The organism is Pseudoalteromonas distincta (assembly GCF_005877035.1).
Taxonomy (GTDB): domain Bacteria; phylum Pseudomonadota; class Gammaproteobacteria; order Enterobacterales; family Alteromonadaceae; genus Pseudoalteromonas; species Pseudoalteromonas distincta.
The window spans coordinates 827,079-841,890 of sequence record NZ_CP040558.1; the positions used below are offsets into that span (position 1 = coordinate 827,079).

At 38.8% G+C, this 14,812-nt stretch carries 11 protein-coding genes; 10 read left to right on the plus strand and 1 reads right to left on the minus strand.

What is annotated here, in order from left to right; genetic code table 11:
• Positions 1-62 precede the first annotated feature (62 nt).
• The 9 genes from FFU37_RS03640 to purF all read left to right on the plus strand — a co-directional run bounded on the left by FFU37_RS03640 (position 63) and on the right by purF (position 13,128).
• Positions 63-1,184 (plus strand): 4-phosphoerythronate dehydrogenase, encoded by a 1,122-nt coding sequence (locus tag FFU37_RS03640; RefSeq protein WP_039484462.1) that lies wholly within the window; start codon positions 63-65, stop codon positions 1,182-1,184.
• A 48-nt stretch (positions 1,185-1,232) separates the two neighbouring features.
• Positions 1,233-2,249: an aspartate-semialdehyde dehydrogenase gene (locus FFU37_RS03645; protein WP_002962779.1), complete on the plus strand. Its 1,017-nt coding sequence runs from the start codon at positions 1,233-1,235 to the stop codon at positions 2,247-2,249.
• A gap of 354 nt (positions 2,250-2,603) precedes the next feature.
• Positions 2,604-6,845 (plus strand): FimV/HubP family polar landmark protein, encoded by a 4,242-nt coding sequence (locus FFU37_RS03650; protein ID WP_138488743.1) that lies wholly within the window; start codon positions 2,604-2,606, stop codon positions 6,843-6,845.
• A gap of 279 nt (positions 6,846-7,124) precedes the next feature.
• Complete coding sequence (gene truA / locus FFU37_RS03655) at positions 7,125-7,919, plus strand: tRNA pseudouridine(38-40) synthase TruA (protein ID WP_002958360.1); 795 nt, start codon at positions 7,125-7,127, stop codon at positions 7,917-7,919.
• Positions 7,920-8,074: 155 nt separating this feature from the next.
• Entirely contained in the window at positions 8,075-8,950 is an 876-nt protein-coding gene (accD, locus tag FFU37_RS03660) for an acetyl-CoA carboxylase, carboxyltransferase subunit beta (protein WP_007376856.1), read from the plus strand.
• Between the two features lie 25 nt (positions 8,951-8,975).
• Positions 8,976-10,241 (plus strand): bifunctional tetrahydrofolate synthase/dihydrofolate synthase, encoded by a 1,266-nt coding sequence (folC, locus tag FFU37_RS03665; RefSeq protein ID WP_138488744.1) that lies wholly within the window; start codon positions 8,976-8,978, stop codon positions 10,239-10,241.
• 11 nt (positions 10,242-10,252) lie between these two features.
• Positions 10,253-10,894 (plus strand): SPOR domain-containing protein, encoded by a 642-nt coding sequence (locus FFU37_RS03670; protein WP_138488745.1) that lies wholly within the window; start codon positions 10,253-10,255, stop codon positions 10,892-10,894.
• 194 nt (positions 10,895-11,088) lie between these two features.
• A complete protein-coding gene (locus tag FFU37_RS03675) occupies positions 11,089-11,583 on the plus strand; it encodes a CvpA family protein (protein WP_002958356.1) in 495 nt (164 codons plus the stop codon).
• An 18-nt stretch (positions 11,584-11,601) separates the two neighbouring features.
• Positions 11,602-13,128, plus strand: coding sequence for an amidophosphoribosyltransferase (gene purF, locus FFU37_RS03680; RefSeq protein ID WP_024596369.1), 1,527 nt, complete (start codon positions 11,602-11,604; stop codon positions 13,126-13,128).
• A gap of 114 nt (positions 13,129-13,242) precedes the next feature.
• Here the strand turns inward: purF and FFU37_RS03685 are convergent, their stop codons facing one another.
• Positions 13,243-13,842 (minus strand): Yip1 family protein, encoded by a 600-nt coding sequence (locus FFU37_RS03685; protein ID WP_002958354.1) that lies wholly within the window; start codon positions 13,840-13,842, stop codon positions 13,243-13,245.
• 206 nt (positions 13,843-14,048) lie between these two features.
• Between FFU37_RS03685 and miaE the strand changes: the two genes are divergently transcribed.
• Positions 14,049-14,810 carry a tRNA isopentenyl-2-thiomethyl-A-37 hydroxylase MiaE gene (gene miaE / locus FFU37_RS03690; protein ID WP_039484442.1) on the plus strand — a complete coding sequence of 254 codons (762 nt, stop codon included), beginning with the start codon at positions 14,049-14,051 and terminating at the stop codon, positions 14,808-14,810.
• Positions 14,811-14,812 lie beyond the last annotated feature (2 nt).

The window sequence follows — 14,812 nt, forward strand, 5'->3', positions numbered from 1 at the left end:
TTTGTGTAAAGGCTAGGTTGTTCGCTACAATGGCGCCTCTTAATTGCCAAACGGACTCTGTAATGAAAATTCTTGCCGATCAAAATATGCCTTTAGTTGAGCAGTACTTTGCAGACTTTGGTGAGGTTGAGCGTTTTGATGGTCGTAAATTAACGCCTGAACAATTAATAGATGTAGATGTTCTTCTTACTCGTTCGGTGACAAATGTTAATCATGAACTTTTGGTACAAGCTAACAAGTTGAGCTTTGTAGGTACTGCCACAATCGGCATTGACCATATTGATACGCAATTACTGCATGATAGAAATATTGCTTTTACAAGTGCACCTGGTTGTAATGCTGTTGCTGTAGCTGAATATGTAATTAGTAGCTTATTTGCATTAAGCCAAGAAAATGCGCGTCCATTGTGTGCTCAAACAATTGGTATTGTAGGGATGGGCAACATTGGTACATGTTTGGCGCAAAAATTAAAAGCATTAAACGTAGTTGTACTGCTGTGCGATCCGATTAAGCACGAACAAGGCTTATTACAAGAGCATGTAGCGCTTGATGAGTTATTAGCGCAGTCAGATGCTGTTACTTTTCACGTTCCCCTTGTTAAAAGTGGCGAGCATAAAACACTGCACATGATGGGTAAAGAGCGTTTAAAAGCACTTAAGCCAGGAACCACGCTAATTAATGCAAGCCGTGGCGATGTAATTGATAACCAAGCATTGCTTGAGGTAATGGAAGCTGGGGCTGATTTAGATTTAGTACTTGATGTATGGGAGAAAGAACCCAATATTTTAACTGAATTACTAGAGCATGTTCGTTACGCTAGTGTGCATATTGCAGGGCATACACTTGAGGGGAAAGCTCGTGGTACACAAATGTTGTATCAAAAACTGTGTCAGCTCAAAGGTGTTGAGGCGATTAAATCGTTGGATGATTTTTTACCAACACCAGCCGTTACAAATGCAACTGTTACGCAAAGCCTTAATGAGCAAGATATTGCTCGTTTAGTGCATTTAATTTATGACGTTCGCCGCGATGACGGAATATTACTTCGCCGCCTAGAGAGCGACGGCTTTGATAGTTTACGTAAAAACTATCCTATAAGGCGAGAATTTAGCACCTTATTTCTACAAGGTGATAGCCCACAACTAGCAGCACTTAGCCAGCTTGGCTTTAGCATAGCTGAATAATTATTTAACTAACGATGTTGTTTTAATGTCGTTTATAGAGGAAGAAATATGTCGCAAAAATATAACGTTGCCGTACTTGGCGCTACTGGTTTAGTAGGCCGTCAAATCATTGAAACGCTAGCAGATCGTAAGTTTCCTGTTGATCAGCTTTTTTTACTTGCTAGCAGCCGCAGCGCAGGTGAAGATATAAAGTTTCGTGGTGAGACCATTGAAGTACTTGACGTTGAAGGCTTTGACTTTAGCCAAGCGCATATAGGTTTGTTTTCTGCTGGTGGCAGTGTATCTGAAAAATATGCTCCTATTGCTGCTGATGCCGGCTGTATTGTAATCGATAATACATCGCACTTTAGAAATGATTTTGAAATCCCACTCGTGGTGCCAGAAGTTAATGCTTCAAGCCTAGCTGATTTTAGAAATCGTAATATTATTGCTAACCCTAACTGTTCAACTATTCAGATGATGTTAGCACTTAAACCAATTTATGATGCTTACGGAATAGACCGCATTAACGTATCTACTTACCAAGCTGTATCGGGTGCAGGTAAAGACGCGGTTGATGAACTTGCAAAGCAAACAGCTAATTTGATGAATGCACGCCCTATGGATAATAAAGTATTTCCAAAGCAAATTGCATTTAACGTTATTCCTCAAATTGATAGCTTTGAAGATAATGGCTATACGCGCGAAGAAATGAAAATGGTAAACGAGACTCATAAAATTTTGGGTGATACCACTATTGCAGTGAACCCAACGTGTGTACGTGTTCCCGTATTTTTTGGGCACTCAGAATCAATTAATATTGAAACGCGCATGCCTTATGACTTTGAACACGTTAAGCAACTTTTAAAAGATGCGCCTGGTGTCGAGCTAATTGATGATGAAGGTGACTACCCAACAGCAGTGTCTGACGCTAGTGGTAACGATACTGTGTATATAGGTCGATTACGTGCTGATATTTCTCATCCTCATGGATTAAACATGTGGGTTGTAAGTGACAACACTCGTAAAGGTGCTGCGACTAATAGCATTCAAATTGCAGAAGAGCTTATTGCCAATTACATGTAATAGTTAATTGCGCTAAACATGCCTTTGAAGCGGTAAACAGTAATTGTTTGCCGCTTTTTGTTTATATAGCTTGTCAAATTTTTGCCGTTTAATTTTAAAAATACAAAAACTGATTGATAACACTCAATAAATTAATATTTATAAAGATGTTTTAAGGCATTTATTTTCAAGGTGTTGCGATGGATATTACGCTCTAACTGGTTTATAGTTTGTAATTGGAATAGAGCTTGCAATAAAAATAGATTGTAATAATAAATGCGAGTCAGTCATTTGGCTGATAATAGCAATAATAAACAATATTTATGCACTTAAGTTTTAGGTGTTTTATTAATATTTAAATATTAAAGGATCAGCATGCGCGGTTTAGCTACACTTATTATATTAGCGTCTGCATTGATAGTAACGCCAGTTTACTCTCAGGACAGTACCCAATTAAAGGGGCCTAAAGGCGTTGACTATGGTGCGCAAGGGCGATCAATTGGGCCAATTAAACCAACAGATACGCTTTGGCGTATAGCAGCTAAAGTGCGCCCAGACAATTCTGTCAGTATTTATCAAGTTATGCAGGCTTTGTATAACAAAAATCCCGATTCATTTTTAGAACAAAATCTTAACCACATTCAAAATGGTGCCTATTTAAAAATCCCTACCTTAGCCGAAATAAAAGCTGTAAATACGCAGCTCGCAAAGCAACGCTCTGAGCAAGATGATGCATTATGGGAAAAGAAAAAAAATGGCACGCTTACACAAAGCGAAATTAACTCAGCGCAAACAAAAGTAACTCAAGCGCGTAAAATTGATGTAGACGATGCTAAAAAAGAGATACAGAAAGAATTAAATGAAATAAAAACAGAGCAAGGTACTAAGCTAGTTGAGTTACAACAACAGTTTAAAAGCTCAGTTAGTAATGTAGAAGAGATTTTAGTTGAAAATAATAATCTTAAAAAACAGTTATCAGGAATATCAAAAGAGCTCGAAAACTTACGTTTGCAATTAGGACAAGACAGCGAAATTCAAAATCAGTTAAAAGAACTCATTGTTAAACAAAACGAGATTATTGCCCAACAAAAAAAACAAGAAGTAATACCAAAAGAGTCATTTGATTTTGGCTCATTATTTTCAAATCCCATAGTACTGGGCTTGTTAATGTTTATTCCTGGGTTACTGATTATTTTTGCAATCGTTATGTTTTTACGCAAACGAGCAAGTAATCAAGAAGAGCCGCAAAACGATGATGACTTTTTACCACAAACCCCAACCTATGCTGGCGATGATGATTTAGGCCCAAGCTTAAATGACGATCCAATTGTACCTGACCCTTTAGATGACTTGAGTGTTCAATTAGATGATAGTCTCGAAAGTGATATGTTGCCTAATGATGATTTAGACGACGGCTTAGATGATTTTTCTGGCGACGAAAATTTACTTGATCAGGATGAGCTCGAAAGCTTGCTAAGCGATGACATTGTTTTTGATGATGAAAATACCGATGACGATGATGAGCTCGATATTTTTATGCAGCAAGGGTTTGATCAACCTTCAGATGAAAACGCTGAAGATATAGATTTAGACTTATCTGATGACTCAATTAACAATGATGAAATCCTAACTAATGACGATTTAGATAGCTTGTTTGATGAAGACGATAGTCTACCTGAATTTGATGCACCGCAAACAAGCGAAGCTTTAGAGGATGACAGCTTAGAATCTCATGATGAAATGGCGGCTTTAAGTGAAGAGCTTGCAGATGAAGATAATTTTGATATAGATGAATTGTTAGATCAAACATCAACAGAATTAGATACCTCAAATAACACTTCAGCTGAACTTGATACAAGCGACGATTTTGATTTAGACGATATAGATAGCTTAATTGATGAGGCGAATGACCCAAAAAGTGATGTGGTAGATGACTCACTTGATGCAGAGTTACTCGACGAAGATGAACTTCTAGAAGAAAGCGACGACTTTGATTTAGACGACATAGATAGCTTAATTGATGAGGCTGCAGTCGATACTGCAGATGACTCATTAGTTGAGGAAAGTGAAGACTTTGATTTAGACGACATAGATAGCTTAATTGATGAAGCAGCAGTTGATACTGCAGATGACTCATTAGTTGAGGAAAGTGACGACTTTGATTTAGACGACATAGATAGCTTAATTGATGAAGCAGCAGTTGATACTGCAAATGATTCATTAGTTGAGGAAAGTGATGACTTTGATTTAGGCGACATAGATAGCTTAATTGATGAGGCTGCAGTTGATACTGCAAATGACTCTTTAGTTGAGGAAAGTGACGACTTTGATTTAGACGACATAGATAGCTTAATTGATGAGACTGCGGTTGATACTGCAAATGATTCATTAGTTGAGGAAAGTGACGACTTTGATTTAGACGACATAGATAGCTTAATTGATGAGACTGCGGTTGATACTGCAAATGATTCATTAGTTGAACAAAGCGATGACTTTGATTTAGACGACATAGATAACCTAATTGATGATGAAGTAAAAAATTCAGATGTAAGAGATTCAGAAATTGATAATGCATTGGCAGACTCAGTTGAGGATTTAGCAGATGCTCAAGAAGAGTTAAATGTTGATGATATTGAGTCGCTTGCTTCATCATTAAATGAAGAGCCCGAGCTTATAGAAGAACCTGAGCTTGAAGAAGAGCCCGAGCTTATAGAAGAACCTGAGCTTGAAGAAGAGCCTGAGCTTATAGAAGAGCCTGAGCTTTACGATGAGCCTGAGCTTGTAGAAGAGCCTGCGCTTGAAGAAGAGCCTGAGCTTGAAGAAGAACCTGAACTTGAAGAAGAACCAGAGCTTGTAGAAGAACCCGAGCTTGTAGAAGAACCTGAGCTTAAAGAAGAGCCTGCGCTTGAAGAAGCCCCTGCGCTTGAAGAAGCCCCTGAGCTTGACGATGAACCTGAGCTTGAAGAAGAACCTGAACTCGCAGAAGAGCCTGAGCTTTACGATGAGCCTGAACTTGAAGAAGAACTCGAGCTTGTAGAAGAACCTGAGCTTGTAGAAGAACCTGAGCTTGTAGAAGAACCTGAGCTAAAAGAAGAACCTGAACTTATAGATGTAACGGTTGATGATTTTTCAGATACATCAGAGTCGCTTCTTGATCCAGAAGATGCGCTTGAAGAATATACAGATGATACTTTAAAGAGCGTTGATGAGCTTTTAAATGAGCTACAACAAGCGACGGATGATGACTATATAGAAACACCAGATTGGTCATTAGATGAGCTTGACGACGATCTTGAAGAAATAGAAGTAGATCTTGGTGACGATCCGTTAGCGGGCGACGATGACTCAGATCTTACAAAAGTTGAAGAGCAGCTTGATAGCGATCTTATAACGCCAAGTGAAGAGTTAGATGAATATCCTGAACTTGAATTAGATGATGATCATTCATTATTGGATAATGAACCTTCGTTTGAGCCGCAAGAACCTAAAGAAAATGCACCGAGTGAAGAAAATGCAGTAGCACTTAGTCAAACAGAGAAAGATCTTGCAAATGCGCTTTCTGAAAATGCTAACTTAGATAGCTTAGAAGATGATTTTGATGATGAACTATTAATTGATAATGACTTCTCTGAATCAGAAGCTAAGGTTGAAGACGAGTCGTTTGATGATGATTTACTGCAAGAAATTAATGACGGAATTGATTCTGTTGAACCAGTTAGTATAGAAGAGGATACCAAACCTCTTAACCTTGATGAAGTTCAAGAAACACTAGAAAGTGAGTTGCCATTTACCCCCGAAGAATTACAAGGTGATGATTTAGACGGTGAGGCGCAGGGAGTCGCTTCCAGCCAAGCTGAGCAGGACTTATCAAATGCGCTTTCTGAAAATACTGATTTAGATAGTTTAGAAGACGATTTTGATGATGAAATTTTAATTGAAGACGATTTTTCTGACTTAGATGTTGAGTTTGACGAAGATACTTTAGAGCAAGCGCTAACTGATGAGTTATCAGACGAGCAGCAAGAGCAAACAAATGCAGAGCGCGAAGCACAGTTAACAAACTCAGATGAAGCAGGTAGCACTGATATTAGCTCTGACGATGAACTTGATGAAGAGTTTATGTCAAATTTGACGCAAACTGATTTTGATTCATTACTTAGTGAGTTAGCGGAGCCTGAAGAATTAAGTGCTGAGGATAGCAGTGAATTTGATGTCGACTTTGACAGCTTGCTAAAAGAAGACTTAGAGGAAGATGACTCATTAACTACAAAAGAGCCACTTGTTGAAAGTAGTGATATCGAGCAACTTGATAATGATGAATTTGTAGATATAGATTCATTATTAGAAGAAAGTGAAGAGGCTGAACTTGAACACGAACCTTACACCGACGTTAATATGGATGTCGGTTTGAGTGAGTTTGATGCATTACTTGCTGGTGATAACCCAACCGATGTTGATGCTGAAAGTGGTGGCTACTCAGCTAAACTAGATTTAGCGCGTGCTTATATTGAAATTGATGATTTTGATTCTGCGCTCAAGGTCATTGAGGATGTCATCAACAAAGGCCCAGAAGAAGTTCAAGAAGAGGCACTTAGTTTAAAAGCGAAACTAAAATAACAAATTGTTTTAAAAAACCCTTAATTGGTTATTCTAATTAAGGGTTTTTTTATGGAAGTTAGTTTAATTATAACAAGGAAAAGCAACGCATTAATGAAGCGAATTTTATAGTATGTAATTGTTATAAAAGAATAATTTACATCGTGATTATTAAGTTATTTGATTCATTAAAATGATCATGTTTTTAATAAAAAGGGTATTACCGCACACCTCCTTTTATTGCGTCGAGAGATAGCATAAAATGCCGTGTTCATTAGCACAGTAGGTAAAGCAGTAATTATGCGAGTAGCACTTGGAGTTGAATACAACGGCGTACGCTATAGTGGGTGGCAACGTCAATCACATGTAAATAGCGTACAACAAGAAGTAGAAAAGGCATTGTCGCGTATTTGTAATCACCCAGTTGAAGTAGTATGTGCGGGGCGAACTGATGCGGGTGTGCACGGTACAGGTCAAATAATACATTTTGAAACTGAAGCTTCGCGTGACATGGTCGCATTTACAATGGGTATGAATACCTTATTGCCTAAAGATATTGCTATTCGCTTTGCACAACCAGTCGCTGTCGATTTTCATGCTCGTTTTAGTGCAACCGCTCGCCGATACCGCTATATTATTTATAACTCTCCTTTTCGAGGAGCGGTGTTAAGCGAAGGGGTTACGCATTTCCATCACCCATTAGATGAAGTTAAAATGCAGGAAGCCTGTCAGTATTTGATCGGGACACACGATTTTACATCTTTTCGAGCAATCCATTGTCAAGCGAATACACCGACTCGTACTATTCATCATTTATCGGTACAGCGCCAAGGGTGTTACGTTATTATTGATATTAAGGCGAATGCGTTCTTACATCACATGGTACGTAATATAACGGGGAGCTTGATGGATATTGGCATACATAAGCAACAGCCCATTTGGTTGAAAGAATTACTTGATTGTAAAGAGCGTGCTAAAGCAAGTGCTACAGCTAAAGCTGCAGGTTTATACTTAGTTGATGTCGATTATCCTGAAGAGTTTAATATTCCTAAAATGCCTTTAGGTCCATTGTTTTTACCTGACGCTGAAATTTAGTTATGGTTGCCGTTAGTGTTTTTTATGAACACTTTTAACTACTAAGACCAGTTTTTTATACCGCGTTAGTGTAATTCATGTTTTAATTGAAAAAATTTGTCTGCTAATTGCTATTGGCAGGCTCGCGACACAGAACAGCATTAAGAGAGTTGCAAATGAGTTGGCTAGAAAAAATCTTACCTAAAACGACAAAATCATCAGGTCGTAAAGAAATCCCAGAAGGTGTTTGGGCTAAGTGCACATCGTGTGATTCAATTTTATATAAAGCTGAATTAGAAAAGTCATTAAACGTATGTCCTAAGTGTGACCACCACATGCGTGTTAGTGGCCGTAAGCGCCTGGAGCACTTTTTAGATGAAGGTGACCGTCAAGAGCTTGGCACACAACATGAGCCTAAAGACATTCTTAAGTTTAAAGATTCTAAAAAATACTCTGATCGTATCAGTGCAGCCCAAAAAGCAAGTGGTGAAAAAGATGCACTTGTAGCTATGAAAGGCCGATTAAAAGGCATTCCAGTTGCAGCAGTAGCATTTGAGTTCTCATTTATGGGTGGCTCAATGGCTTCTGTTGTTGGCGCTCGCTTTGTTGATGCTGTTGATCAATGTTTAGAGCATAACATGCCGCTTATTTGTTTTTCTGCATCAGGCGGTGCACGCATGCAAGAAGCGCTTATGTCGCTTATGCAAATGGCTAAAACAAGTGCTGCACTTGCAAAAATGACTGAAAAAGGTCTTCCGTTTATTTCAGTCATGACTGACCCAACTATGGGTGGTGTATCTGCATCACTTGCTATGCTGGGCGATATTAACGTTGCAGAACCTAAAGCGTTAATTGGTTTTGCAGGTCCTCGTGTTATTGAGCAAACAGTTCGCGAAACATTACCTGAAGGCTTTCAGCGTAGTGAATTTTTGCTTGAACACGGTGCAATTGACATGATTATTGACCGCCGTGAAATGCGCGATACCCTTGCACGCATTTTAGCTAAATTTATGAACTTGCCTTCTACGGAACAAGAGCATAGAGTAGCGTAAATTTCAGCTTTACTGATTACACGCTATGACAAAAAAAATTCCTAGCCAATCATCAAGCCTTGATGATTGGCTTTTTTATTTAGAAAGTGTTCACCCAGCTAACATTGCTATGGGCTTAGAACGAGTTGCTAATGTTGCTAACAATATTGGCCTGTTAAACACTCCAAGTAAAATTATTCTTATTGCCGGTACAAACGGTAAGGGCACCACAGCACGCTGCTTAGAGTCGCTATTGCTAGCGCAAGGTTTCAGTGTGGGTACTTACGCATCTCCACATTTAATTCGTTATAACGAGCGTGTACGAGTTAATGGGGAAGAATTGGCAGACCAATTTCATATAGATGCTTTTCACCAGCTTGAGCAAGGCCGTAAAGACACGGCTCTGACTTATTTTGAATATGGTACTTTGGGGGCGTTGGCAATTTTTAAACGCTGTAACGTCGATTATGTATTACTAGAGGTTGGTTTAGGTGGGCGCTTTGACGCCACAAATATAGTCACTCCCTTTGCAAGCGTGATCACCACTATAGACTTAGACCATAAAGAGTACTTAGGTGATACCCGTGAGTTAGTGGCTTATGATAAAGCCGGTATTTTTCGTGAAAATACGCCCGCTATTATAGGGGATTTAAATATTCCTCACACAATGACTGATTACGGCAAAGAAATTAATGCCAACATGACGCTGTCGGGCAGTGACTTTATTTTTAAAGAAAATGCTGAGAGCTTTAATTGGCAATATAAAGAACATAATCTTGAAATAGATAAGCCTGCAATACCGTGTCAAAATGCAGCTACCGCATTAACTACGCTAAGTGTTTTAAACTTATTACCTAGTGAATCAATTATACGAAGTTGTTTAGCTAATTTAGTTGTCGAAGGGCGCTTTCAACAGTTAAGTGTTGAGCCTTTAGTCTTTACCGATGTAGCACACAACCCTGAGTCGGCGCGTTATTTAGCCAATAAGTTATCAAGCTATAAAGATAAAGGCTTTAAAATTCATGCATTAGCCGCTATGCTTGCTGATAAAGATAAAGCGGGTGTACTTAAAGAAGTAAGTCACTTGGTCGATGAGTGGTCATTAGCGAGCTTAAGTGGCCCGCGAGGCGATACTGCAAGTAATTTACAAAATGCACTGCAGGAATTGTCTCATAATAATACTATTAATAGCTATGATAGTGTGGCACAAGCACTGAATGTAATTTTACCAGAACAACTAAGCGATACTATGTTGATTATATTTGGTTCATTTTTTACAGTTGCTGGCGCTATTAATTACTTTAAAAAATAGAGAGGATGTCGGTGAACTCAAGTTTTATTAATCGCTTAGTCGGAACAAGTATAGTGGTGATCGCAGCAATTGTGTTTATCCCTAATATACTCGATGGCGAAAAAGTGCATTATAAAGAAGGCTTTAAAGCGATCCCAGACCGCCCTGAGTTCAAAACAATCGATCTTCAAGAGTCAATTGATGAAAATATGGCTAATGCTGAGCCACTAAAGCAAGATGAAATTGAAGACATTCCAGCTGACGATGAAGCTTTTGAGCAGCAAAGCGCGATGGATGAGAGTGATTACGCTGTGGAAGATAAAGTTGTTGAAGCAACTATAGAACCCAAAGCTACACCAATTACAAAAGCGCCTGTTCAAGCTAAGCCAGAGCCAATTGCACCACGTAAAAGTGATGAAAACCTAACGAGTATGGCCTATGTTATTCAATTAGGTAGTTTTTCACATGTTGCAAACGTTAAAGCATTACAGGCTAAATTAAAGGCTGAAGGGTTTAAAACGTTTACTAAACCGATTAAAACCCCAAATGGGACATTAACCAAAGTATTTGTTGGTCCTTCGCTTGATAAAAGTGAATTACAAAAGCAGCTCCCTCAGCTCAAAGAGCTTACTAAATTAAATGGTAAAGTTACGCAGTACGAAGTGACAAAATAATTTAAAAAAGGCTTGTATAACAAGCCTTTTTTTATTTATTTATATTTTTTTTATCATTATCTTTATCTCACAATACCTAGACTAGAATGTTAATTTTTTGTATTAACCACAACCCAGTAATCTCCCGTTTAAACTTGCATACTAACGATGTTTGGGTATAGAATGCGCCCCAAATTAGCGACTAATTGGTTCTTATGATCTGGGTTGATTACGCCATTATTGGCATCATTGTATTGTCTACCATCATCGGTTTAATACGCGGCTTTGTAAAAGAAGCAATGTCATTAGCGGTATGGGCTGGCGCCTTTATCATCTCTAGCTTATTTTACCAATATTTAGCTTCCTTCCTAACAACCATTTCTGAACCCCTTTTAAGAAATGCGGCGGCCATAGCCATATTATTCTTTGCGACGCTACTGTTAGGCGGTTTACTAAACTACATTTTAGGTGAACTTGTACATCGTACTGGTTTATCGGGTACCGACCGTGTCTTTGGCATAGTGTTTGGTGCTCTACGAGGCGTGTTGGTCGTGAGCGCGTTACTCTTCTTTCTTGATGCTTTTACTGGTGCACCCAATACGCACTGGTGGGGCAATTCTATTTTGATTCCAGAATTTGGCTTTGTTGTTGAATGGTTCTTTTCGTACCTAGAAAACAACTCGAGCTTTTTAAATTCAGTAAACCGTTAATCGGCGAGGATAAATTACATGTGTGGTATCGTTGGAATAGTCGGAACATCCCCTGTCAATCAGGCGATTTATGATGGCTTAACTGTTTTGCAGCACCGTGGTCAAGATGCCGCGGGTATCATTACCATTGAGAATAATACGTTCAGCTTACGCAAAGCAAATGGCTTAGTGAAAGATGCCTTTCACACTCGTCATATGAAACGACTACAAGGTACGATTGGTCTTGGCCATGTGCGCTATCCTACAGCAGGGTCTTCAAGCTCATCTGAAGCACAGCCTTTTTATGTTAACTCACCGTTTGGTATAGCGCTTGCCCATAATGGTAACCTTACTAATGCAGAAGCTTTAAAAGAGCAGTTATTCTCAGAAGCACGTCGTCATGTAAATACAACATCTGATTCAGAAATCTTACTCAACATCATGGCACATGAACTAAGTAAATCTGATAAGTTGCATTTAGACCCTGAAGATATATTTACTGCGGTAACCGAGGTAAATAATAAAGTAAGCGGTGGTTATGCAACAATTGCTATGATTATTGGTCACGGTATTGTTGCTTTTCGCGACCCTAATGGTATCCGCCCACTTGTATTTGGCAAACGTGAGACTGCAAAAGGCACTGAGTACATGTTCGCCTCAGAAAGCGTTGCGTTAAAACCGGACGGCTTTGAGTTTGTACGTGACGTTGCCCCTGGTGAAGCTATATATGTTACAGAAGAAGGTGAATTTCATTCACTTAGTTGTGCAGATAAAGCATCTTACTCGCCGTGTATTTTTGAATTTGTTTATTTTGCTCGACCTGATTCAACAATAGACCGTATGTCTGTGTACGCAACACGCGTAAACATGGGCACAAAACTAGGTGAAAAAATTGCACGCGAATGGGCTGATAAAGACATTGATGTAGTTATCCCAATCCCAGAAACTTCATGCGATGTAGCACTGGAAATTGCACGTGTGCTTGATTTACCGTATCGTCAAGGTTTTGTTAAAAACCGTTATATCGGTCGTACATTTATCATGCCTGGCCAAGAGATGCGTAAAAAATCAGTGCGTCAAAAGCTAAATGCAATTGATCGCGAGTTTAAAGGTAAAAACGTATTATTGGTTGATGACTCAATTGTTCGTGGTACAACATCAGCACAAATTGTTGAAATGGCTCGAGAGTCTGGTGCTAAAAATGTTTACTTTGCATCCGCAGCGCCTGAAATACGCTTCCCTAATGTGTACGGTATTGATATGCCTTCAGCAGCTGAGCTTATTGCTCACGGACGTGAAGTTGAAGATATTAATGCAAGTATTGGTTCTGACGGTTTAATCTTTCAATCGTTAAAAGATTTAATAGCTGCAGTTAGCCAAGAAAATCCTGAAATTACTAAGTTCGAAACCTCAGTATTTGATGGGCAATATATTACAGGCGACATTGATCAAAACTATTTAAACCGTATTGATGAGCTACGTAACGATTCAGCAAAAAGTACCCGCGAAAGTGCGATGTCTTCAAGTTTAGAGATTCACAACCAAGACGAAAACGAAGCTGATTAATTATTAGTTAATAAAAAGTCGTTACATAAAAAAAGGAGCTAATTAGCTCCTTTTTTGCGAAGGAAAGAAAGGGAACATTTCTATCAAACACGACTCTTTTTTAGCTAAACTTTATTAAGTAAACATTGGACTAACAATCCCATTTGTCCAAAGCATAGCTGTTACAGCTAAAATAATAACCAGTAATATTAATCCACACGTTACAACCGAGCTGGCATAAATAAAGCCACGCTCTTGTGGAATATGCATAAGTATTGGTACGCCGGTATAAAGTAAGTAGACCGAGTAAGCTAGTGCAATAATTCCAATACACACTACAAACCAAAGAACAGGCCAAAAGGCGGCAAGCGCCGACATAAACACAGGTGTTGCAGTATAAGCTGCAAGTTCAAGTGTTTGTGTAAATGTAGGCTTAGAGCCAAATGTAACGGCCATCCAATGAGCCAAATACGCCAATGCAAAAACACCCGCTATTAAAGCAAAATACATTGCAACTGCAATTAACAGCGCACTATCGTGCGTTAAAAATACAGGATCGCCTGCGCCTATACTCCATCCTAAATAAACAGATGAGTAATAACCCATTATTGAAGGAAACAAAGCAATCAGTAAAATATGCGACAAACTATAGGTTAAACTTTCATGGCGATTATCTATTGTTTGCCATTCTTCAAGTGGGTGAGCATAAATGCCCCAGAGGTGATTTAGTATCATAGTGCTTACTCCATAAAAGGAACGTATTACTGTTTTGGTTGGTTTATTTTTATACAGTCTATGTACAGTTATGGTTCACTTATTTTGCAAAGTCAAGTTAACTCACTATTAACACTTTTGCACAGGTTAGGGCTTTGATTTATCCCAACCAAAATTTCGTGTTAAAATAATGGCATATCAAATTTATTTAGTAATGAGCAGTCAACGTGCCACATAGCCAACTTTTAGAGCCGATCAATAACTTTTTAGTGTGTACAACCCCACAGCAGTGGGTGGAGCAGGCAATTAAAAAAGAGAACTTATCAGTAATCTTAATCGATCACTTAATTTGTGAGTTAAAAGCGGCTCAAAGTGCGATGTTTTTAATACGTAAATACGCTGTTGATAAAGAGGGCAGTGATGCCTTACTCGAGTGGCTAAAGCCATTTGAAACGCTTATTTATAAGCGTGAAGGAAACTGGCGTGATCTCGTGGCTAAAAATAAGCTAACTAAATCAATAATTCCTAAATCTAATTCGCCATATGGACAAGATTTAATTGATAAAATGGTATTGTTGATAAAAGAAGAGTTGCATCATTTTTACCAAGTGCTCGAAATTATGGACGAGTACGGTGTAGAGTACCAAAGCATTACACCATGTCGTTATGCAAAAGGCATGCTTCGTCATGTTAAAACGTTTGAGCCAAACGCCCTTGTTGATAAATTAATTGTAGGCGCTTACATTGAGGCGCGTTCGTGTGAGCGTTTCGCAAAGCTTGCGCCGCATGTTGACAAACGTTTAGGTGATTTTTATATTTCGCTGCTGCGCTCTGAAGCCCGTCACTACCAAGATTATCTAACTTTAGCGCAAGAAATTGCTGATTTTGATATTACCGAACGAGTTAAAGAATTTGGCGAGATTGAAGCCGAATTAATTTCATCACAGGATGAAGATTTTAAGTTTCATAGTGGCCTGCCAATAGCATAAAG